Below are 23,599 nucleotides of genomic sequence, written 5' to 3' on the forward strand. Positions count from 1 at the left end.
TCAATGCACTCCCACGCGGAGTCCTTTTGATCGCTCGACATCATAGGATGGAAGTGTCAATCTGGCTGCAAGCTATGATGCATTTTGATTCTTATTTAATCGTAGCGATGAAATAACAACAAGTCAAGAAATGTGTCTCGATAAACAATACCCCAACTTAATGCCAGTTTACCTCTCTCTTTTTGCCGTCAGAATAGAGCGGTGATAAGCGCATCCTAATTCGGGAAAGACCGCTCAGCCATAAGCATACTGCCCTATTTTTCAGGACTGTTAATCTGTTCGGCTTTCTTAAAGATGGTGAGCGATTGCTCACAATTAAGATCCAGAAACCTCTTGCGAATTCGCCATGTGCAACCTGTTGTTCAATCAATTTCCTTCTGTTTATGCTGTTCAGCAGTGAACTATAGATTAACCCGCTCATAGACCGGAGCAGACTGCGTATTCTCTCCAAGCTGAATGGCGGTATGATAGATCAAGCAATTCTTACAATCTTTGGTCAATTCAAATTACGCTAACGCGGGCTTACCCACCTGTACAAAATCTGCGGATAAACTTTGGGGGTAAGTTTTGAGCAATGATGTACGCTCTGGCTGACACGAATTAGGGATCATTGCGTCTAGGTCGCTACTGATATTTTTCATATGATGGGGACATAGAGAACAGGATGTTCCAACACATAAAACAATAATGATAAGTGCACCACTAGGACGTGAGGTACGACAGGAGTTATACCTAAGCAACGCATACGAAAAAGCCCGACAGGATGTCGGGCTTTTTTATTGTCTAAATTGTTTTGCATAAGCAGCATTCGGTTAAATAAAGGCTTAATCAATCAATAAATCTATATGATCTAAAGCCGATTTAGAAAGCCTCTCTGTGTAATTATCATAAGACTGAGCTGCTAAGCAGATAACGACTACAACGATAAATAAAATAATTTTATTCTTAAGAACCATTTTAGCTTCGACTTGACTTAATTCTATTAAAAAAAAGATATAACAACCTATCAATCTAATCTAATATAAAAAAAACACCAATCTATCTATTTTTGAGATATGTTAACTTTTAAACAATGTAATTATCTAATCAGTATTGTGGAAGAAGGAAGCTTTATCGCAGCTTCAGAAAAGCTATTTATTGCACAATCAGCTTTAAGCCGACAAATAAAAAATTTAGAAGATGAGCTAGGTTTCTGCATTTTTGATCGATCTGAGAAAAAAATAAAATTAACCTCTGCTGGATTAACTCTTTATAAAAGCTTAAAAAATCATCTTGAGAATTTAAATAATTCCATCGAGTTAGCAAAGAGAGTTAGTCTGGGAGAAGATAGAGTCGTAAAAGTTAGCCATTCTAGTAGCATTATTTTCGATAAAGAAAAACTTAAAGCTTTAGATCAATTATGTGAAAAATATCAAATTAATATAGAGATCAATACTATTTCTTCAGAGGCTCAAATTGAGGCAATACTCAGTGGTGATATTGATATTGGATTTATTCGACCTCCAGTTCACCACAGTTTAGATGGAATAAATTCTGTAATTTTATATAAAGCCCCTTTACATGTCGCTGTCTCAGTCTCTAATCAAAATTTTGCTAAGAAGGACAGTATTTATATTAGAGAGTTAAAAGAGCTCAGGTTTGTTTCTACGCCACATTCTAAACGTGGAGGTCTAAGTTATTTGGTGTCTAATCTTTGCTTAAGTAATGGATTCGTCCAGAAAAAATCCAGAATTACCTCAAGGAAACTTTCACAGTTAGAATTGGTTGCCAATGACTATGGTATTTGTATCGTACCTGAGGAGTTCTCTACCGTTCTTCCAAAGAATGTTAAGTTACTTTCAATAAGTGATAAAAATAATGAATCTGAAGTTAGATTAATTTGGAAAAAAGGCAATGATTCACTCATAGAAAATTGTGCAAAAGCAATTCAGGTTTTTTATAAAATAGATGCTTAAATCCCCCCTAAAATCAACACAATCTAGCTTATAAGAAATATCCAAAACAAACTGATATTAAACAAATATTTAGAATAGAATTCCATCTTTAAAATCGATAAAAATAAGTTTTCATCATCCCCCAAACACCATAAAACTGACTTGGAAACAAGTCAGTCATTTATTCCTAATTTTTATATTCTTTCGCAAAGCCAATACGAAAACACGCCTATTTTAATGTGGCTTAAACCTTAAACATGAATTTTACTCACTTTACACTGAGACTAAATCATTTTTATTCATGTTTGGATTGCGGTATAAATTACACCATTCAAGCAATTTAGATTTAATCTCAAAAATTAGGATGACCATCACCATGAGTAAAGAGTTTGCATGTTCAATCAAACGCATTCGTTTTGATGAAAACTATCAACCAGCAGATAGCACACGCCTAACGACTAACTTTGCTAACTTAGCACGTGGTGAAAGCCGTGAGCAGAATCTACGTAATACGCTTCGAATGATTAACAATCGTTTTAATGCTTTAGCACAAACAGATAATCCAAATGGTGATCGTTATTCGCTTGAAATTGATATTATTTCTGCGGATTTAGATATTGAAGGTAACGGTCAAACTTTCCCAATTATTGAAATGCTGAAAAGCACCATTACCGATCATCATACCCATCAACGTATTGAAGGCATGATTGGCAATAGCTTCTCATCTTATGTACGTGACTACGATTTTAGCGTGGTACTCAAAGAACATAATAAAGCGAACTCAACCTCGTATGCACCTGAAGGTTTTGGTGATTTACATGGCAAGCTGTATCAATACTTAGTGAATTCGGACACGTTTAAAGCAGAATTTAATCAACAGCCTGTGATTTGCTTGAGTGTTTCAACGGCACGAACTTATCACCGTACCACCAATGAACATCCGATTTTGGGTGTTGAATACAAGCAAGATCAATACTCACGTACCGATGAATACTTCCATAAAATGGGCTTACAGGTTCGCTTCTTTATGCCCAAAGGCAGTGCTGCACCTTTAGCATTCTATTTTGCAGGTGATTTGCTACGTGATTACACTGATTTTGAACTGATCAGCGCGATTAGTACCATGGAAACGTTCCAAAAGATTTATCGTCCTGAAATTTACAATGCAAATTCATCAGCAGCGCAAGTTTATCAGGCAAGTCTAGAGTACCCAGATTACTCATTAACACGAATTGTGTATGACCGTGTTGAACGTGGTCAGCTCGCAGTCAAACAAGGTAAATGGACTGAAGAAAACTTTATCAAGCCTTATCAAAACATCCTTGAGCAATGGGCTGCCAATTACAACGCAGACCGTAACGCTGCTTAATTTACCTGAAATAGAATATTGAAATAGAGATTTATAATGGCAATTTTATTACCGACATCAACCGCTGGCAGTTTACCTAAACCTTCTTGGCTTGCTGAGCCTGAGAAACTTTGGTCACCGTGGAAACTCGAAGGTGAAGCATTACTCGAAGCGAAACAAGATGCCTTACGTTTGTCATTGCAAGAACAACTCCATGCAGGCATTGATATTGTCAGTGATGGTGAACAAACTCGCCAACATTTTGTCACCACGTTTATTGAACATCTAGATGGCGTGGATTTTGAGAAGCGCGAAACAGTACGTATCCGTAACCGTTATGATGCCAGTGTTCCATCTGTAGTGGGTGCAGTTTCTCGTCAAAAGCCAGTGTTTGTGGAAGATGCTAAATTTTTACGTAGCCAAACCACACAACCAATTAAATGGGCACTGCCTGGCCCAATGACCATGATTGATACGCTTTATGATGGTCACTACAAAAGCCGTGAAAAACTGGCTTGGGAATTTGCCAAAATCTTGAACCAAGAAGCCTTAGAACTCGAAGCTGCTGGCGTCGATATCATTCAATTCGATGAGCCTGCATTTAATGTGTTCTTTGATGAAGTAAATGATTGGGGTGTGGCAACTTTAGAGCGTGCTCTTGAAGGTTTAAAGTGTGAAACTGCGGTACACATTTGCTATGGTTACGGCATTAAAGCAAATACCGACTGGAAAAAGACTTTAGGTTCAGAATGGCGCCAATACGAAGAAGCATTCCCTAAACTTCAACAGTCTAAAATTGATATCATCTCACTTGAATGTCAAAACTCTCGTGTGCCAATGGATCTGATTGAACTGATTCGTGGTAAAAAAGTCATGGTGGGTGCGATTGATGTCGCAACCAATAGCATTGAAACACCTGAAGAAGTGGCGAACACATTACGTAAAGCACTTCAATTTGTTGATGCAGATAAACTTTATCCATCAACGAACTGTGGTATGGCGCCTTTGGCACGTCATGTTGCAAGAGGCAAACTCAATGCGTTAAGTGCAGGTGCTGAAATCATTCGTAAAGAACTTTCGACTTCTTACGCATCGATTGCATGATGTGAAAGAGCTACGCATTAGATAAAATGAGTAGCTCTTATCTCAATAAAAAGCACGCGTCAGTGCTCCGCCAGAATACATTCTAATCCAGTGGTTATATGACCGAATTGCGTGATATAGCCCAATTTAAACAAAATGTACGGTTCAATTTAGGAATAAAGTGATGATTGAAGCAACAGACTTTAGAAATGCTATGTCTTCGTTAACCAGCGCAGTAAGTGTTGTGACCACGGCAGGTATGTCTGATCGTCATGGTTTCACTGCATCTGCCGTATGTAGCGTGACTGATACTCCCCCAACGTTATTGGTCTGTATGAATAAAGCTTCTCGATCACATGAGCATTTTATCGAAAATAAGATTTTAACGGTAAATGTTTTAGGTGCGCAGCATGAGCATATCTCTAACGTTTTCTCATCTAAACTAAGTTCAGAAGAACGTTTTAAGCATGGTGTTTGGAAAGAGTTGGAAACAGGCGCACCAGTATTGGAAGATGCTTTGGTCAATTTTGATTGTGAAATTGATCAAATTCAGGAAGTCGGTACACATACCATTTTGATCTGCCGTATTGTTGCAATTCAGCAAAGCAAGCAAGATCAAAGTCTAGTTTATTTTAATCGTGCTTATCATCAAGTCGGGCAGACGGAAATCGCTTAAATAATAGTTGCTTCGATAGAGTATATTTCGAAAAAACCAATACCAAAAATAAAAAAAGCCAATCTTTTGATTGGCTTTCATTATTCTATATTCTTCTGATTAAGCCCATTTCATCAAGATAGCCTTTCTTGAAAATCTAGAATTTAGCGACACAGCCTTTGCCTTAACTTTCTCAACAGTACAAAATATAGAAATCTCTTGAAAATTCCCCATATGAATACATTAATTTAGAGAAATTTGATTTAAGAATTCTGAGTACATCATCATTTAATAAAATGGCGATTGCACCGATTTTTTTTGATTGATTCTAAAATCATAAAATGTAGACAAAAGACACAGTGTTATTAGTAAAATGATTGAAAAAAAATCCTTAGTAATAAAAAATACAATGCAAAACCCCAACATAATATTACATTTAATCAACTGTTCTTTGATCACTTTATGCAGAATAAATATACCTAATACTACAATAGTAATAAAAAAATATTCATGAGGTAGAAGCACAATAAGCCACATACAAATTTGTATTAGATCAAATTGATCTAATATTCGTTTAGGTTTACTAAAATTGAGAAAAATAAGGTATAAAAATAATGGAAAAACAAACAATAATGGATATATAAAAATAATAAACCCAATTCCAATTATGCTTAGAAAAATTGAACAAACACCTAATGTATAACGAAATATTGGTAAAAATTTTTCTATATTATTTTGCCTAAAAATTGATTGCATTTTCTTTAACTCTAATCAAGGTTCTGATGCCTCACTGTATGTAAATAATTTAGTTTCCATCAAACCAGCAAAATATAGTTTATACAAAACTTAAAAAAATAGCCCCATATCAAGGAGCTATTTTACGCGAATTATCTTCTATGAAATCTTGCTATTCAAAATGATAAAACCAGTCTCATAATTGGCTTTCATATTATTGATGCTTAAGCCATCAATGCTTCAATCTCTGCAATCGATTTCACCACATCTTTGGTTAAAACCAGTGGACCATTGGCGGTTGCAACAACATCATCTTCAATACGAATACCAATGCCACGCCATTTCGCATCTACCGTTTCATCATCTGGTGCAATATAAAGACCTGGTTCAATCGTTACGACCATGCCCTCTTCATAAGGACGCCATTCTCCTGCTTGCTTGTATGCGCCTACATCATGCACATCCATCCCCAACCAGTGTCCAGTACCATGCATATAAAACTGACGGTAAGCTTCGGTTTCAATAATTTTCTCAATATCTCCCTGCATAATGCCGAGTGACAATAAGCCTTCTACCAAAATACGCACCGCAACATTATGTGGTTCTTTATATGAGTTGCCAATTTTGACTGCATCAATCGCGGCAAGCTGCGCATTTAATACAATTTCATATAACGCTTTTTGCTCAGCACTAAACTTGCCATTGACTGGGAAAGTACGGGTAATGTCTGACGCATATAACTCATATTCACAAGCCGCATCAATCAGAACCAAATCACCATCTTTCAATTCTTGGTTATTTTCTACATAGTGCAAAATACAAGCATTGGCACCACCACCCACAATACTGTTATAGGCAGGAACACAACCCTGTTGACCAAACACGTAATTCAGTTCAGCTTCCAAGGCATATTCCATCATGCCCACACGCACAGTTTGCATAGCACGGGTATGGGCTTGTGCACTGATATTCGATGCAATCTGCATTAATTCAATTTCTTGTGGTGTTTTAAATAGACGAATTTCATCTAAAATACGATCCAGTTGAATCACTTGTGCTGGCGATTCATTGCCACGACGTTGCTGGGCATCTGCCTGCTGAATCCATTTACTCACACGGACATCAAACTCAGAACTGTGTCCAATACGATAAAATAATTTCTGTTTATTCAATAATTTTTCAATGATTTCTTCATCAAGTAGATCAATCGCATAAGCCTCATCGGCTTCATAATCATCCACTGCACCATCAACACCCGCACGATAACCATTCCAAATTTCCATCTCACGGTCACGTTCACGACAGAACAAGCTATAAGTATAACCTTCGTCCAAAGATTCATAGGTTTCAATAACAGCAACCGCTTCTGGTTCTGCAAAACCCGTCAAATAGAAAAAACTGCTGTCCGCTCGAAATTTGTAGTCTGCATCCCGATTACGAATTGCTACTGGGCTGGTGGCAATAATCGCAATGCTATGTGGTCCCATTTCCTCTGCGAGGCGGTCACGACGTTCCTTAAAATCTACTTGAGTCAGTTTTTTCATTAAATGTTCTTCGGTCTTGTTGAATATAGAATAGGGTTGCTGTGTTTGTGATCTTAAAGCAAAAAATCGACCAAAATTAACTTGGTCGATGTGGTGTAAACATTTCTACAACATTGTTTTCAGCACTCGTTTTTTTCTGCTGCATTTTGGCATGAAAGTTTTGCAATAATGAACTTTCATCTACGGCCACTTTCGTGCGCCCTAAAGCTAAGCTCACAGGAATCAAGCGTACAAACTCATACAGTTCTTGATAACTGTCTTCGCCTTCTTCGTCATTGTCAGATTCTTCAAACTCAACCGCAGCCACATCTTGTAAATGCTCAATCAACTCCATTTCATCTTGGCGAATATGACCTGATGCTAAACCAAAGCCTAATACGACACCTGCGCACCAATCTGCCAGTGCTTGCACACGATCTGGCAACACATGTTCATCATCTGGCAACAAAGGTAAGTAATCTAATTCATCGTCCGATAATGCATGCGATACATCTTCTGCCTCATCTGTAAGCACAGTTAAAGCCATATCACTTAATTCTGGTACATTAAGTGTCGCTAAAATTTGTTGCCACTCTTCACGCGTCGGCGATTGAGTCACACAAACTATACCAGTGAGTAACCCATGTAACTCACTTGGGCTTGAAATCTCGTCAATTTGGGAAAAATGTTGGTTCCATTCCGACCAACCTGAAATATCGTCTTGCATTCGTTTATCCAATCTCTATACTTCTTATATATTACCTTTGTTTGCAACACTGTGCGACTACGTTATGTTAGAAGAATTACAGCGTCTACAGGCGCATATTGGCGTTTTAAAAACCCGACTCGCGCATTATGAAACCGAAAATAATGCACTAACCGAAGCCAGCGCAACTGCCGCTGAGCAACACCATGCCCAAGTTGTGCATAAAAACGGCATCATTACCAAAAAACAAGAAGAAATTGAGAACCTTACAGAACAACTGACTGAGGTACAATCCCAATTTAAGCAACTCAATACCGATGCAACAGCGTTAGCCGACCGTTATAGCCGTTTGGAAAAAAGCTGCACCGATTTAAAAAATCGCTTTCAGGATATTTTAAGTGAACGTAATGAATTACGTGTCATTAAAGAAAAAATGCAGAATGAACAGCGGCATACTCAGCAAGAAATTCAAGGTTTGCAGCAGGAACGTGATAGATTGTTACAAAAAAATGAGTTGGCACGTACCAAAGTTGAAACCATTATTCAACGCCTATCTATTTTAGGCACTGAACAAGACCAACATGCGCAAGAAATTCAACAATTGGCTCATCCCACCGAAGTAAATGAGGAAATACAATCATGAGCGAACAAATTCCTGTTGAACTACGTGTATTGGGACATAGCTTTCGTTTAGCCACCACAGAAGAGAAAAAACCTGAGTTGGAACGTGCAGCACAATTGTTGAATGACAAATATGACGAATTCCGACGTCAAGCACCCCGTGTTGAACCGAGTAAGCTGATTATTATGGTTGCACTTGAGCTAATGCAAGAAGTGCTCGCAATGAATAAGTCTTTACAGGAATATGCACATTGTGAACGTTTGCTCAGTACCATTCTTGAAGATGTTAAAACACTTACCTAGTTTCACGTTTATTTGCATAATCTCTCGTCAAACAGCACTTAACTTTACAGTTCTTTGCCTACGATGAGTTGCCAGTATGACTTTATCCGTTATACTAGGCTTAACTCTGAGATGTTCGCCAGCGGGTCTATTCCCCTGCCGATACTTAAACTTATGGATTGCGTTCTGTATATTTAGAGTGTATGCCCACCTTCGAGTGGGAAACCCAGCAAGTATACGTCGCGTCCACCTTGAACTCATCGGGTTCAGGGTAACGACACATGCAGCGGCATCTTCGGAGTACTTTAATTTCATATAATAAATACCTTATATTCAATTATTTCCTCCTCTATCTTAAGCAATCTTCAAAGTACGTTCTTGCAATAACTGAACCGACAGTCGTGCCTGCCATGCAAGCTCCATCATGTCTACATTGGGAATTTGGTCATCCTGCATCACCCTTTTACCTGCGACAAACATGGCCTTAATATGGGCGCGGCCGCCACTTGCAATTGGACCAATGGCAAGGTCATGCAATCCAAAATAACGCGGGTCATCTAACTGATACAACACAAAATCGGCCTGCTGCCCAACTTCAATACTTCCCACTTGGTCTAGACCTAAAATTTTGGCACCGCCTGCGGTTCCCCAACGCACAATATCTTCAATGCTAGCAGCATCTGCCCCACCCTCAAACTTGCCGCCATCATACTGCGGTACCGCCAACATGCCTTTACGTGCGCGCTGCATTAACCAAGCTGCATGCGTTTCTGACAACATATCGGCAGCTTCATTGGATGCAGCCCCATCAACCCCAATAGAAATAGTCATACCTGCTTGTTCAAGCGCGACCAAATCCGCAATGCCACTGCCTAAACGCGCATTACTTTGTGGACAATGTGCAATGCCTGTACCTGTCTGTCCCAAAATTTGAATTTCTTCAGGCAGTAACTTGACCAAATGTGCAAACCAAACATCGGAACCCACCCAATCATGCTCGGCACAAAACTGGACTGGCGACATAGCAAATTTATTTTTTGCAGCATCCAGATAATCAACCGTTTCGGACAAATGGCTATGTAAACCAATCCCCAATTGGCGTGCGAATTTGGCAGTTTCACGTAATTGAGCGGGCGTGGTGGAATGTAAACATGTGGTCGGTGCCATGACAATTTTACGTAATGCATTGCCATCTTTTTGATGATAGCGCTGAACTAATCGTTCGACATCTTGCATAAAATCTTCAAAATTTTCGGCACGTAATGCTTGTGGTAACTCGCTTTCTAAACCCCGCGTCTGGGTTGCCCCACCACGACAAAGCACAAAGCGCATACCTAATTTATCGGCTTCTTCAAATAAAATTGCTGCGCCATCAAACGGCATGTTCGGCCAATACAAATAATGATGATCAGCCACGGTGCCACAGCCTGAACGTAGTAGCTCAATCAAGCCAATACGTGCTGCAATACGAAAGGTGTCTTCATCAAATGCTCCACGGAAACGATACGGCGTACTGGCTAACCACGGCGTTAAACTTTGATTTAACCCCTGTGGCTCACCTTTGAGTAAAGACTGAAACAAATGATGATGTGTATTGACCCACGCGGGATAGATCACACAGTCTTTTGCATCAATAAGGGTATCTTCAGGTAATAAACTCAGCTGCCCAATCTCGCTGATTTTACCTTCTTGAATGCGAATATCTGTGGCGGTGGAACGTGCCGCCTCACCTGATAAACCCGTGAGTATGCTATAGGCATTTTTAATTAAATATTGAGTCTGCATTACACTTGCTCACTTTCATGCCATTTGCTTAAAAAATAAGGTACTGACCCAAGACATCGTGACGAATAAGGCTAAACCTGTACAAGTAATCAGTAACAATGCAGCAAACATGAGCGGTAAATCCAGTTGAAAACCTGCCTGTAAAATTTGATATGCCAAGCCTGCACTGGTACCACCTGTTCCTGCCACAAACTCGGACACTACGGCACCAATCAAAGCCAAACCACATGAAATCCGTAGCCCACCAAAGAAATACGGTAGCGCGTTTGGCACACGCAAGCGCATGAGAATTTGCCAACGGTTGGCTTTATTAATTTGGAATAAATTCAGCAAGCCTTTGTTGACACTTCTTAAGCCCAAAGTGGTATTGGTCAGAATGGGGAAAATCGCAACCAGCATGGCACACACCACCAAAGCTAGGGTGGTATTTTGAATCCAGATAATCACCAAAGGTGCAATAGCCACAATCGGAGTGACCTGAAATAAAATAGCATAGGGCATAAAACAGGCTTCAATCACACGGCTTTGTACAAACAAGAATGCCACCAATGTGCCAATAATTACCGCACTTAAAAAAGCCAATAAGGTAATTTTCAAAGTGACCCATAAACTGCCAAACAGTAAGCCTGATTGATTGATCAGTGCCATGGCAATATCACTGGGCTTAGGCACGATATAAACAGGAACTTGCAGCTGCTGAAAACTAATTTGCCACGTTAATAACAAAACCAATCCTAAAATGATCGGTGCAACGAAACGCTGAATAGCTGGGTTTTTTATTAAAGGTTTATTCATGTTCTAAACCTCCACTGGCTTGCACCAGCAATTGCGATAAATGTGAACATTGTTTGATGAATGATTCCGAGGTACGGAAGGACTCGTCACGCTGAATCGGGCCATCGATTTCAATATCTGCCACAATTCGACCTGGGCGTGCGCCCATTACAATCACACGTGAAGACAAATACACCGCTTCGTAAATACTGTGCGTAACAAACACCACCGTTAAATCACGTTCTGACCAGAGTTTTCGGATATCACCGTCTAACTTGTGTCGCGTAAATTCATCTAATGCACCAAAGGGTTCATCCATAAGCAATAAGTCAGGCTCAGTCACTAAAGCTCGGGCTAAAGATGCTCGCATCTGCATACCGCCTGAAAGCTCTCTTGGATAAGCTTTGGTAAAGTTTTCTAAACCCACGGCTTTTAAGGCTGCATGTACTTGAGGACTGCTATTCGATTTTGCAACGCCTTGTAAATCTAAGGGTAAACGTGCGTTATCTTCGATATTTGCCCACGGCATCAAAGTGGCTTCTTGGAACACCATTGCCATTTTACATTGTGACTGGATATCGTTTTTTCCATTCCAGCGTACTTGTCCTGCGGAAGGCTGTTCTAAGTCAGCAAACATTTTTAATAAGGTACTTTTGCCACAGCCCGATGGCCCCAGCAAGGAAATAATTTCTCCACGGGCAATGTCTAAATCTAAACGTTCTAAGGCTTTAGTCCCATTTGGATAGGTTTTTTCTACTCCGCGTGCCATGAGCATAGGAGCAATAAAACTGGTGGATGCTTGTCGTAAATCATCAATGGGTAATGCGAAATTCATGAGGTTTCCCCTTCAGGCAACTGCCTTATTTTATTAACCTTTGCTTTACGTTATTTTTTCACAGGACTCACAAACTGAGTGGTATAGGCTGCTTTCCAATTCACCTTCGCATCCAACAATCCAGCACCGACCATAAAGTCGCGCGTGGCTTTCCAACGAGCATCGGTCATGACACCAAGACCTTTAGTTTTGGCATCGCCGCCATCAATTAAATGTAATTTTTTCATTTGTCCTACGGCAAAAGCCAATAAATCATCCTGCATGTTTGGATTTTCTTTTTTAATGACGGCATTGCCGAGTCTTGGATCTGCTAAATAGTTTTTCCAACCTTCCATAGAGGCTTTAACAAAACGTTGTAGCACTTCTGGCTTAGTCTGAATAACATCGTTACGGGTGACCAAAATACCGCCATAAGCAGGATAACCTGCATCTGCAAACAAGAAGAATTTACTGGATGGTTCTGCTTTTTTGGCTTGGAAAACTTCGGAAGTGGCATAGGCTTGTTGTGCAACATTCTTCCCTGCAAGGAAAGGTTGCATATTGAAGGTGTACGGACGAGCTTGCGAAGCATCTAATTTATATTTAGTTTTTAACCATGGCCACCAACTGGCTTGCCCACTGGTCGAGACCAAAACGGTTTTGCCTTTTAAATCACTCAGCGATTTCACATCACTGTGCGTGAGCATGCCTTGCGGATCAAACTGGAATGGCGCAGCAATGGCTTTAATTGGAAACTTGCTTTCCATGCCTTTCAGCACTTGCAAGTCGTAGTTAATAATAATGTCGGCACGTTTAGACAACAACAGCGTCATATTATTGACCTGTGGCCCACCAATTTTAATTTCTACATCTAAACCATATTTTTTATAAATACCTTGCGCCAAAGCTTGGTAATAACCGCCTTGTTCAGCTTGTGCGTACCACGTGGTTTGCAGCACCAATTTATCCGCTGCATGTGTAAATGAACTGAACCACAAAGCACTAGCAAGGAGAGCTAAACGACCTTTGCCTACACGGTGATGAATTTTCATAAGTAATACCCCTAATATATGCATGAACTCATTTTTGCTATTCTTTTTAGGGGTAAATTTTTCGGATAGATTTACTCTCAAAGCCAAGTCAGACTTAACCTTGTCCCCTAAAGAGGAACAGCCAACGCTGTAGAGCAATGTCCCATGTGTAAACTACACACTAACCGCTTATACTCAGACTAGATTTAGCAAGCTCTGTGCCAGTTTTATTTTTTTAATCTTTTTCATCGTTTTAGTTTTAAAGAAACCTAGTTTTCAATTTCTACGCAGAGCAGATCAAACAGAAATAGTGATCTCTCCAAACCTTCGTCTTTAAACCCATCAATAAGTGCACCAATTTATAGCAGCATACTGTGCAAAAATGATTCAAAAATTGAACCTGTTTTTGCGCCGATTCAACACGCGCTAAAAATCGCATGGCGGTGCTTCTTCATGTTCTATTTTTCAGCCTTCATCACATTGGTATAAAAAATGCTTATCTTTAGTCCGAGTAGAAGCGTTCAGCAAAGATTATCCTTTTCATCATCTTTGTGGGTCATTGCTCAGAAATATGCCTATGTTCTTACCTGTTAGGAACATGTGGCTTTTTTTGACCAAAATGACCCGATTTTTGATCTACAGCAAAATTGGGTCATCTATATCCAAAATTTGAGGTAGAGAGATGAACAGTGTAAATATGAACCCAATAGCTGAAGAAGATTACAGCTTGGACGAATTAAAAAAAGAGGCACGTATGGGTGCCTTTGGCGAAGAAACCTTTGAACGTGAAGTTCGCGTGATTGATTTGTCGGATTTTGAACAGCGTAAATACCAAATTGCCGATGAACTCTGGAATGCGGCAACTGATATTGGCTTTTTCCAAGTGTCGCATCATGGCATTCCACTCGATCAAATTCATGATGCCTTTGCCATGACCGAGCAATTTTTTAAACTCCCTGATCAAGTCAAAGCACAATATCCGTTAAACCGTAACGCGGGTTGGGAAAGTAAGGCACAAATTCGTCCTTCTACCCACACGCCTGACCAAAAAGAATCGTATCAAATCACTCGCCCACGGATGATGGGCTTATATCCTTCAGAGCAAGAGTTGCCTAATTTCAAACAAACCATGTTGGAATTTGAACACGCCTGTTGGGAAGTTGGGATGAAAATTTTATCCTGCTTTGCCTATAAACTGGGCTTTGCCGATGATTTCTTTAGCCATGCGCACAATCCTGAGCAAGAAACCTATCAAAGTACCCTGCGCATGTTGCATTACTATGCAGTAGATCCTGTGCTGAAAGACCAATTGGGCTTATGGCGTGCAGGTGCACATACCGACTTTGACTGCTTAACTTTATTGTTTCAACGCAACGGACAAGGCGGGCTGCAAGTTTGCCCAGGTAAAGATATGCAACAACAATGGACCAGTATTCAGCCCCGTGATGATGTGATTACCTGCAACATTGGCGATATGCTGATGCGTTGGAGTGATGACCAACTCCCCTCCAATTTCCACCGCGTAAAAAACCCTGAAGCGCACGAATATCAAGGTGCACGTTATAGTTTGGCATTCTTTTGCCAAGCCAATGAAGATGTGTTAATTGAAAGCCCTGCGCATAAATATCCTGCCATTACCGCACGTGAATATTTAAAACAACGCATTAGCGCTAACTTTGAAGGAAAATACTAAACCGTTCACACAGTCAGGGCAGAACTAGCTCTGGCTGTGTATGCGATTCTACAATCCAAACTGGTTGTGAAAGTGTATGCACATCACAATTATGACCGTCACCAATCCGATCAATTACCAAAAAGTCACTTTCATCTTCCAAAGTGATTAATGGATGATGCCAAACCCCTTGATGATAGGTTACACCCTGCTGACCGTTGCTTAGGAATGCAAAGATTTGCTGCTCATTTGGCTGCTCATCATTCAGTGGCAAAGCCACGACAACCATAAACCTCTGTCCCGCTAAAGGCATAAAAGATTGCGAACCTAGAGGATGGCGTTCGAGCATTTCAATTTGAAAAGGGACTCTGATTGCGGTTAGGTTATGAAAAATGCTCACCCCGACTGCACCATTTTCGTCACTCACTTGGGGCAAAGACAGTGCATGAAAGCGCTGAGTCAACCCCTGATTTATAGCAAACTGATCTCGCCCTTGAGTTTCAATCACATCGCCAAAAGAAGCAAAACCTTCTCGTGTTAAGGGCTGAATAATAATGGCTTGTTCAGGCATAGTTCCTCCTTCACTGTTCATTCTACAGATTCAGCATCTCGTCACCGATGCTGTCCTCCTGTTTGTTATTGTCCCGACATTTTTCCCCAAAGGCGAATACGGCTAATTCCACCGTCAGGAATCATATTGACGCGAATATAATTGACCTTGTGATGTGGCAAAATTTCACTGGTATAGCCATGTTTATGGTCCATGCTTAAAGGTTGTTGCTCAAGTAAAAATGACCAGAACATACTTTGCGGAATGAGCTGTGCATCCGTAGCATTTTCCACATACGCTGCTTGAATGGAGCAAAAGGCAGGGAAATTGCCTTTAAAAAAAGCGGTATCGACTTCAATCTGCTCGACTTGTCCTGCTTGCCCCAAGGCAATAATGCACCAGTCAAACCCTGGCGCACGGCGTCGTTTGGTCTCCCAACCATCTCCCATATTTAAACCTGCATCAGGTTTAATCAAATTATTGGGATGACCAAAATGCGCATCACTAAACGCCACAATACGCCCGCCATTTTTCAGCCCTATTAAATCCAGTACTTGATCAGGCTCAATATTTTCTAAGACCACCTGACCATAGACTCTTAAACGTGCAATACCGCCATCTGGGAAAATATTGATTCGAATATGGGTAACTTTATGAGACTCACACTGAAAAAAATGATGTTGATCGGGTGACAGTACCGAATTATTCAGTAAAGGTAACCATTCGACCTGATCCAACTGATCCTCTGCTGCATAACAGCCTTCTATGGATGCCGATGCAGGATAGTTTCCAGTAAAGAACGAAGTATCAATATCGAAACCTGAAACCATACCTGCAACACCTAAACGGACAATACACCAGTCATAGCCTGCTTCACGTTTGCGTCGTGTTTCCCAACCATCCATCCATTTACCATTATCGTCATATTTACCATCGATAAATTGCGCGGGTTCAGTTTGTAACATGCGTTCTGCTGCGGCAAAAAACTGATCCGAACACGACACAATGCTGGCGCCAATACGTGCATCAGCTAAGTTGGTCAGACCGTTCAAGTCCTTGGGTAAATCTACAGCTTTGGCAATATGCACCGTCATTGATCATTCCTAACATTATCTTTGTTTAAGCTTATGCAAAATCCAGTCCAACTGGTCTGACCTGTTGTAAAAATCTTGCTTATTTTTCTGCTAAAACGAAACCTTTTGATTTTTTTGTGTAGAATCAAGTTGTTCGTTTTTGATTAGGATGCAGCCGCTATTATGAAGTCACAAGCCATGCTCAATGGAAAATCATCTCAGGTGACTGAGCAAGCTGTAGAAGTGATTCATCAACGCATTCAGCAAGGGATTTATGATGTCGGTTCTATTCTGCCCTCGCAGCGCGAGTTGGCACTGCAACTGGGTATTAGTCGAGCATCTTTACGCGAAGCGGTCACGCGGCTGGCGGCTTTAGGTTTACTTGAAATTAAAGCGGGTAAAGGCGTCTATGTAATTTCACAGCACAGCCAAGCCGCTGAGCAATGGGATGGCAAACACCGTGTCTCCCTAAAAGACTTTTATCAATTACGCTATGTCTTGGAAAGCTTTTCTGCCCTCTTGGCCTGTGAATATTTAAGCCCTGAAGATAAAACCTTACTCCAGCAATATCATGAACAACTCACCCATGCCATTCAGCAACAAAATTGGCAAGCCGCATCTGAATATGACTACGCCTTCCACCAACACATTATTGATTTAAGCCATAATCAGTCGATTATTCAAACACTTAAAATGCATACAGAGTGGATCAAAAAGAGTCAAATGTTACCCTTCTTACAACCCAATTTAGCCTTTAAAACCGTGCAAGAACATGAAGCCATCTTAAAAGCACTCTGCTTACAAGATGCTTTAGCCGCAGAAAAAGCCATGCAAGCGCACATTATTGGAGCAGCACAACGCGCAGGTGTTTATTTTTCCAGACATCAAGTTTTAAATTAATGTAACCGCCCTGAACTGAGTTAAACGTTAAGACTAGGGAAAAGTACTGTAATTTGAACCAATATTTTCATTGAGGAAAACGCCATACTCCTACCAGCTTGAAAGTACTTGGTAATATTGACGCCAATTAAAATTTGAACTGAACTCAAAAATATTTCAAATCATTATGGATGAATGCCTTAATCGAATTTAGTTCATCTTTGAAAATATCCCATCATCCACCGTTTTTTCCAATCCTGCACCACTTTCATTCATAGAATGAAACAACACAATGCAACGCTGCTTTTTATGCCATTTCATAAAGCATAAACACTGGTCATACCAGTAAAACCAGTCTTATAAAATTGGCACAGTTCTCGCTTAATCCTGCTTATACATTTTATTTTTTAAACAGAATAGATAAGGTTCTCATCGATGAAAATTGCAATTGTCGGTGCAGGTATGGGCGGTTTGACCGCAGGTATCGCATTAAAAAAATTTGGGCATCAAGTCACTATTTACGAGCAAACCACCGAAATTTTACCTGTCGGTGCCGCAATTTCACTGTGGTCAAATGGGGTCAAATGTTTGAACTATTTGGGCTTAACCCATGAGATTCAAGCCTTGGGTGGCGCAATGGAATCGCTGGCTTATGTGGATGGCTTAAATCAGCAAACCATGACGCAATTTAGTCTGACCCCACTATATAAAGAAGTCGGACAAAAAGCCTATCCTGTGGCGCGTGCCGATTTACAAAATTTATTGATGCAACATTTTGGTCCGCAAGATATTCAGTTAGGCAAAAAAATGATTGGCATTGAAGAACATGCTGCGCATGTCTGCATTCAATTTCAAGATGGATCTGCGGCGGATGCCGATTTGCTGATTGGAGCAGATGGAACCCATTCCCTCACCCGCCAATACGTGCTCGGTCACAATGTGGAACGTCGCTATGCAGGCTATGTCAATTGGAATGGTTTGGTCGAAATTGATGAAGGCTTAGCACCAGCACAACAGTGGACCACCTATATTGGTGAAGGTAAACGCGTCTCGCTGATGCCCGTTGCCAATAACCGCTTCTACTTCTTTTTTGATGTGCCCCTTGAAGCAGGACTGGACAATCAACGTGATCAATATAAAACATCATTAAAACAATATTTTAAAGACTGGTGTGCCCCCGTACAGCAATTAATTGAAAATATAGATGAGCAAAAAACCAATCGTGTCGAAATTCATGACATTGAGCCCTTCATGACTTTTTATAAAGGACGTGTGGTTTTATTGGGTGATGCTGCACACAGTACCACGCCTGATATTGGGCAAGGTGGTTGCCAAGCCATGGAAGATGCGATTTATTTAGCGCGTGCCTTACAAATCAATACCTTTGGGCTGGAAGATGCACTGAATCGCTACCAAAACAAACGCAATGAACGCACCCGAGAAATGGTACTACGTGCACGTAAACGCTGTGATGTGACCCATATGAAAGATCGTCAACTGACCGAAGAATGGTATCAATCGCTCTATCAAGAGCAAGGCACGCACATCATGCAAGGCATTATCAGCAATATTGTGGGCAATCCTTTAGATTAAAAAAAGTTGTGTGAAAAACAACAACTGACTAATTATCAGTTTGTAATTTTCTGACAAAAAGCCAAATAGTTTATCTATCTGGCTTTTTCTTTTTTTGCGGATAAGGTTGAGGAACTAAGATGACATTTCGTTAAAAATCATGTCAGCGAAAATAGTATTATTGGCTTTATTGGGATGAATCTCATCAAACCAATTGGATACTTTTTTCAGTTTTTCACGGAAATCCATTAAGATGATTTTTCCACCATATTCAGGCAGTTTGCTCACTTTCAAAAGAGTTGCATACATATCATTAATCATTTCAGCTATGATAGCCTTTTGCAAATCATGATCTTTGATTTTTCGTTTTTTTGAGAGATTTTTCCCGATCCAATGCCCAAATCTACCATCACCTGTTTGAATCGGAATAGGGTAGGCATAACTGTTTACGATAATTTTTTCAACGGTTTTGCTATATAGCTGCACACCTGAAAAAACCTCTTTGTACCAAAATTCTAGTTGCTCTAATTTATTATAAAACTCTTTGTTTAAATGCTCTCGGGCTGTCTTATTGGAGTCATAGTCATAAACAAAGGCAGATGTATCGGCTAAAATGTCATTCCCGCCTGCACTAAGTAAAAATACAGTGGCTTTTTCAGTTTTTAATGGTGAAACGTATTCTTTCTTAGCGATTATTTCACGTAGCTCTTGACCGGCTCGGGCAATACAATAGATAGCTAAATTCTCATGTTTTTCATCAAGCATATCGATGATGTCTTTATTTAATGGGTGTTGATACCATGAGTCACCTACAGAGATCACAATCTTATCATAGTTGCCAGTTCTTTTTTTATTGAAAAACTTATCAATGCGTCTTTCCCTTTCGTAGTCTATGATCATATCTGCAATAGGGTTGAATAGTGATCCAAGGCTAAAATTTATAAATGCTTGATCAGATCGGATGAGGGAAAAGTGTTGGGTTGGATTGACAACAAATCCTCTACGGTCTTTTACTGCAAGATTCTCACTATCTTGGGTTAGTTCTGTACCATCATTTGCGATGATAGTAACGTTCTTTTTCGGAATGTAGTCAAATCCATTTTCTGTATAGATTACATCAACATATTTGGATAGTTCCTTTTTAGAGTCATCGGAATTCTTTAGGATGGTTTTAAGTTCATTGATATGAATCGTTTTCATTGTTATGACCTCTCTTTGCTATTCTTATTGGGCATCGTAAATACAATAATTAAAGTTCTATGCGTTGGTAATTTTAAGTTGTAAATAATTGAAACGTGTGAATAGTTACTTATTCTTTCTATCAAAGCACGTTGCCGTAAAGAATCTCCCATACTTCTATCACGGGTGAAATATTTAGCTTTCTAACCATATCTATAAGCTTTATAAGCTACGCAATTACAAACTTAATTTTTATCAAATCCTCTTTCCTGTAAAAGGTCTCTCCTTACTAAATAACAAAGGAATTATTTCCAATGCTTCACTTTTTAACTGACCATCTGAATATTGAATAAATGTAAGCCAAAATATTATATCCTTTGTTTATCCAGAAGAAAAAACTAAGCAAGCCATTTATATATTTTCTTTATTATCTAGGTTACTGATAGTTTATATATGTAAAAAAAGTTCGGAACAGCATCCTTGTTTTAACAGAATGCTGCTTGGTATGAACGCTTAAAATTTATAAGAAATGGCAAAACGGTTCTGTAAGAAATCTTTGTTATAGCGAGGAGAAGTTTGAATACCTGCAAAGTTACTCACGCTTAAACCTTTGAGTGCACCAGCAAAATTATAGATGCCAAACAGCATATATTCAGACTGATTACGGCTTTTCAAACGGTCATCTTCTTTTAAATCCATAAATGAATAACGTACACCTGCAATCATTTGATCCGTGAGTTTACCCTCTAGGGATGCCATCAATGCATTACCTGCGCCTAAATCCTGCGTACTGGTAAAAAATGGCTGTGCAAAAATTTCACCTGAAGAAGTTTTTGTGGCATACGGTGTCAATAATGCGCCATTCAAATAGCTGTCCTGATCAGGCTTAATATAATCATAAGCGAGTTTTAAAGTCGCTTTCGGCACCACGTTTAAAGCGGCTTGTACCCCAAAGATGTGACTGTTGACTTCCCCTGCCAAAGCCTTGCCCTGCTCGCGCCCATTCAGATATTGCACTGAAAACTCAGGTGCAGTTTTCCAAAGTGGTACAGCAAAATCGGCTTGGGTATAAATTAAATGCGTGTAGTCATCATAATGTTGATACCACAATTGAGTTTTCAACTGTTTTTGCTCAGCAAAGGCAAAGGATTTCCCCAAGCCAATCGACCAGACGCCATCCGTCGAAATGTTACTAGTTTGACGAGTCGTTTCAGTAAACTCATCATCGCCATAACTCTTGAATTTATTGACTTTGGTTAAACGTAAATAATCCTTGTTATTACCAATCTGTACATCCGCCGCTTGGTACAGATTGAGCAATACACGTCGATCCGCATAATCGCCCATAAAAGGTAAATTGAGGCGCTGATTACCAATGGTCACTCGCGCCTTATCATTTTTCCATGTGATGTATGCTTCCCCTAAACCATCACGATCATCTTTCAGCTCGGACACTTCTGGATGTTTATTTTTTTCATCTAAGCGACGTTGCAGGTCATATCCCACAGCCGCCTGTACACCATAAAAAGGGGCAGTCTCGTATTTAATATACCCCCCGATTGCCACCGTATCTTGGTTAAGCCCTTCCACAAAATAGGCATTATTGGTCGAATAATACAGTGACTTTACTGCGCCATGCACAGCACCACAGCCCAAGACCTCTGTGAATGAACTGACAGAATTATTTACAACCTGACAGTCTTGTTTTAAGTTCAGCACCCCATTCAAACTGGTGTCTGCCGCCCACGCTTGCATTGCAGTAGTTGTGACGAGCATGAGCACAGCCGATTGAATTTTAAAATGTTTCATAAATACCCCAAGTTTTATATTTAAAAGGAACTTATTTTTAATAAACAATGGTTTATATTTTTTCAAACTTCACTCTTTGACTTTTTACAGTCAAAAATCCCCTAGACCTATTCAAAAATGAATAAGTACCTTTTAAATAATGATGATTAAAAAATAGTAAATTAGGTGTGTTGCAAACCCAACATTAGGTGGAATGTTCAGTCTTGCTCGATACTGATTTCAACACACCCTGTGCTTGAGTTCGTGGTAAATGGTTAAATAATAAATTCAGTAAAATGGCACTAATACACGTCGAACTAATACCTGAATGTAATAAGGTTTTGACCCAAGTTGGAAACTGGGCATAAAACTCCTGATTCACAATTGGAATCATGCCTATCGCCAATGAAGTCGCCACAATAATTAAATTGCCATGCTCGTTATAATCGACTTTGGAGAGTGTGCGAATACCACTCGCAGCAACCGTACCAAATAGCACAATACCTGCTCCACCCAATACAGGCATAGGTATGGATGCAATTAAACGCCCTACAATTGGAAATAACCCCAGTAAAATTAAAATGCCCCCCGCTGTTGCCACCACAAAACGACTTTTAATCCCCGTAATGGCAACCAAACCCACATTTTGCGCGAAGGCACTTTGCGAAAATGAACCAAACAATGGTGAAATAGCACTCGATAACATATCGGCACGCAGTCCATCGCCTATACGTTTCGCATCGACTTTGGTCCCAACAATTTCCCCAATGGCAATAATATCTGCTGTGGTTTCAGTCATAATCACCAAGGTCACAATCACCATCGATAAAATGGCAGTCACTTCAAATACAGGCGAACCAAAGTGAAATAAATGAGGAAATGCCATCACTGGTCCTGATGCAACTCTGCTGAAATCAGTAAAGCCCATTCCCCACGCGAAAATTGTGCCCAGTACAATTGCCATCAAAATGGCTAAACGGCGTAAGATCACCTGACGCAGCATACTAAAAATCAAAACTATCGCTAAAGTTAAGGCAGCCAAACCCACATTGGCAGGATCTCCCCAATTTTCAGCTTTCGGATTTCCACCCATAATCCAACGAATCGCGACGGGGGTCAGCGAAATACCAATCATGGTAATCACACACCCCGTAACCACAGGCGGAAAAAAGCGAATAATTCTTGCAAAAAAAGGCGTCAGTGCCAGACCAATCAGTGAAGCTGCGATTACCGCTCCATAAACCGTAGCTAAGCCTCCACCTGTACTTAAAATAGCTAAAATGGTGGCAACACCTGCAAAAGAGACGCCTTGAACAATCGGCAGTTTTGCCCCGAAATATTTAAATCCAATGGTTTGTAACACGGTTGCCAAACCACCCACAAACAACGCTGCCGCAATAAGCAATCCAATTTCAGCAGGTGCCAAACCCGCTGCTGCCCCTATAATCAGGGGCGGTGCAATAATGCCACCGTACATGGTTAAGACGTGCTGTAAACCAAACATGACATTTTTGTTTAGCCCCAAGTGCTGATGCTCTGGGGCAACCTGTGACGGATCTGAATGAATCTGCTCTTGCTGCATGTGTTATTCCTCT

At 40.1% G+C, this 23,599-nt stretch carries 19 protein-coding genes, 1 other RNA gene and 1 pseudogene; 10 read left to right on the forward strand and 11 right to left on the reverse strand.

Annotation, left to right across the window (positions count from 1 at the left end):
• Positions 1-1,055: 1,055 nt before the first annotated feature.
• From E0H87_RS03220 to E0H87_RS03235, 4 genes are all read left to right on the forward strand, one after another.
• A complete protein-coding gene (locus E0H87_RS03220) occupies positions 1,056-1,955 on the forward strand; it encodes a LysR family transcriptional regulator (RefSeq protein WP_131322285.1) in 900 nt (299 codons plus the stop codon).
• A gap of 355 nt (positions 1,956-2,310) precedes the next feature.
• A complete protein-coding gene (locus tag E0H87_RS03225) occupies positions 2,311-3,303 on the forward strand; it encodes a DUF1852 domain-containing protein (RefSeq protein WP_131322286.1) in 993 nt (330 codons plus the stop codon).
• 36 nt (positions 3,304-3,339) lie between these two features.
• Complete coding sequence (locus E0H87_RS03230; protein WP_131322287.1) at positions 3,340-4,386, forward strand: methionine synthase; 1,047 nt, start codon at positions 3,340-3,342, stop codon at positions 4,384-4,386.
• 163 nt (positions 4,387-4,549) lie between these two features.
• Positions 4,550-5,041, forward strand: a complete 492-nt coding sequence (locus E0H87_RS03235; protein ID WP_131322288.1) for a flavin reductase — start codon at positions 4,550-4,552, stop codon at positions 5,039-5,041.
• A 938-nt stretch (positions 5,042-5,979) separates the two neighbouring features.
• Here the strand turns inward: E0H87_RS03235 and pepP are convergent.
• Together pepP and E0H87_RS03245 are read right to left on the reverse strand one after the other, a co-directional pair.
• Complete coding sequence (gene pepP / locus E0H87_RS03240; protein WP_131322289.1) at positions 5,980-7,299, reverse strand: Xaa-Pro aminopeptidase; 1,320 nt, start codon at positions 7,297-7,299, stop codon at positions 5,980-5,982.
• A gap of 76 nt (positions 7,300-7,375) precedes the next feature.
• Positions 7,376-8,005, reverse strand: a complete 630-nt coding sequence (locus E0H87_RS03245; RefSeq protein WP_131322290.1) for a UPF0149 family protein — start codon at positions 8,003-8,005, stop codon at positions 7,376-7,378.
• 64 nt (positions 8,006-8,069) lie between these two features.
• Here E0H87_RS03245 and E0H87_RS03250 point away from each other — a divergent pair, with 64 nt between their 5' ends.
• From E0H87_RS03250 to ssrS, 3 genes are all read left to right on the forward strand, one after another.
• Positions 8,070-8,627, forward strand: a complete 558-nt coding sequence (locus tag E0H87_RS03250; protein WP_131322291.1) for a hypothetical protein — start codon at positions 8,070-8,072, stop codon at positions 8,625-8,627.
• Positions 8,624-8,908 carry a cell division protein ZapA gene (locus E0H87_RS03255; RefSeq protein ID WP_016167013.1) on the forward strand — a complete coding sequence of 95 codons (285 nt, stop codon included), beginning with the start codon at positions 8,624-8,626 and terminating at the stop codon, positions 8,906-8,908. The genes E0H87_RS03250 and E0H87_RS03255 overlap by 4 nt, the downstream gene beginning before the upstream one ends.
• Positions 8,909-9,008: 100 nt before the next feature.
• Positions 9,009-9,193: non-coding RNA, 6S RNA (ssrS, locus tag E0H87_RS03260), on the forward strand.
• Positions 9,194-9,241: 48 nt separating this feature from the next.
• Here ssrS and E0H87_RS03265 read toward each other — a convergent pair.
• The 4 genes and pseudogenes from E0H87_RS03265 to E0H87_RS03280 form a co-directional block, all read right to left on the reverse strand.
• Entirely contained in the window at positions 9,242-10,672 is a 1,431-nt protein-coding gene (locus E0H87_RS03265) for an amidohydrolase family protein (RefSeq protein ID WP_131322292.1), read from the reverse strand.
• A pseudogene (locus E0H87_RS03270) lies at positions 10,672-11,467 on the reverse strand (ABC transporter permease). The gene E0H87_RS03265 and the pseudogene E0H87_RS03270 overlap by 1 nt, the downstream one beginning before the upstream one ends.
• Entirely contained in the window at positions 11,460-12,281 is an 822-nt protein-coding gene (locus tag E0H87_RS03275; RefSeq protein ID WP_131322293.1) for an ABC transporter ATP-binding protein, read from the reverse strand. Before E0H87_RS03275 ends, E0H87_RS03270 begins: the two are co-directional and overlap by 8 nt.
• A 50-nt stretch (positions 12,282-12,331) precedes the next feature.
• On the reverse strand, positions 12,332-13,312 hold the full coding sequence (locus E0H87_RS03280) for an ABC transporter substrate-binding protein (RefSeq protein ID WP_131322294.1): 981 nt from the start codon (positions 13,310-13,312) through the stop codon (positions 12,332-12,334).
• Between the two features lie 661 nt (positions 13,313-13,973).
• Between E0H87_RS03280 and E0H87_RS03285 the strand changes: the two genes are divergently transcribed.
• Positions 13,974-14,984, forward strand: a complete 1,011-nt coding sequence (locus E0H87_RS03285; RefSeq protein WP_131322295.1) for an isopenicillin N synthase family dioxygenase — start codon at positions 13,974-13,976, stop codon at positions 14,982-14,984.
• Positions 14,985-14,997: 13 nt separating this feature from the next.
• On the opposite strand, the gene E0H87_RS03290 is transcribed toward E0H87_RS03285, so the two are convergent.
• Both E0H87_RS03290 and alc read right to left on the reverse strand, forming a co-directional pair.
• Complete coding sequence (locus tag E0H87_RS03290) at positions 14,998-15,534, reverse strand: ureidoglycolate lyase (RefSeq protein ID WP_131322296.1); 537 nt, start codon at positions 15,532-15,534, stop codon at positions 14,998-15,000.
• Positions 15,535-15,599: 65 nt separating this feature from the next.
• Positions 15,600-16,607: an allantoicase gene (gene alc / locus E0H87_RS03295; protein WP_131322297.1), complete on the reverse strand. Its 1,008-nt coding sequence runs from the start codon at positions 16,605-16,607 to the stop codon at positions 15,600-15,602.
• A 162-nt stretch (positions 16,608-16,769) separates the two neighbouring features.
• Here alc and E0H87_RS03300 point away from each other — a divergent pair, with 162 nt between their 5' ends.
• Positions 16,770-17,486 carry a FadR/GntR family transcriptional regulator gene (locus E0H87_RS03300; protein WP_131322298.1) on the forward strand — a complete coding sequence of 239 codons (717 nt, stop codon included), beginning with the start codon at positions 16,770-16,772 and terminating at the stop codon, positions 17,484-17,486.
• A 414-nt stretch (positions 17,487-17,900) separates the two neighbouring features.
• Positions 17,901-19,058, forward strand: a complete 1,158-nt coding sequence (gene hpxO / locus E0H87_RS03305; RefSeq protein ID WP_131322299.1) for an FAD-dependent urate hydroxylase HpxO — start codon at positions 17,901-17,903, stop codon at positions 19,056-19,058.
• Positions 19,059-19,172: 114 nt separating this feature from the next.
• Here the strand turns inward: hpxO and E0H87_RS03310 are convergent, their stop codons facing one another.
• The 3 genes from E0H87_RS03310 to E0H87_RS03320 form a co-directional block, all read right to left on the reverse strand.
• Complete coding sequence (locus E0H87_RS03310) at positions 19,173-20,237, reverse strand: hypothetical protein (RefSeq protein WP_131322300.1); 1,065 nt, start codon at positions 20,235-20,237, stop codon at positions 19,173-19,175.
• A 492-nt stretch (positions 20,238-20,729) separates the two neighbouring features.
• Positions 20,730-22,025, reverse strand: coding sequence for a hypothetical protein (locus E0H87_RS03315; protein ID WP_131322301.1), 1,296 nt, complete (start codon positions 22,023-22,025; stop codon positions 20,730-20,732).
• A 184-nt stretch (positions 22,026-22,209) separates the two neighbouring features.
• Positions 22,210-23,586 (reverse strand): nucleobase:cation symporter-2 family protein, encoded by a 1,377-nt coding sequence (locus E0H87_RS03320; RefSeq protein ID WP_131322302.1) that lies wholly within the window; start codon positions 23,584-23,586, stop codon positions 22,210-22,212.
• Positions 23,587-23,599: the final 13 nt, after the last annotated feature.

Source organism: Acinetobacter sp. ANC 4178 (assembly GCF_004331175.1).
In the GTDB taxonomy this organism is placed as follows: domain Bacteria; phylum Pseudomonadota; class Gammaproteobacteria; order Pseudomonadales; family Moraxellaceae; genus Acinetobacter.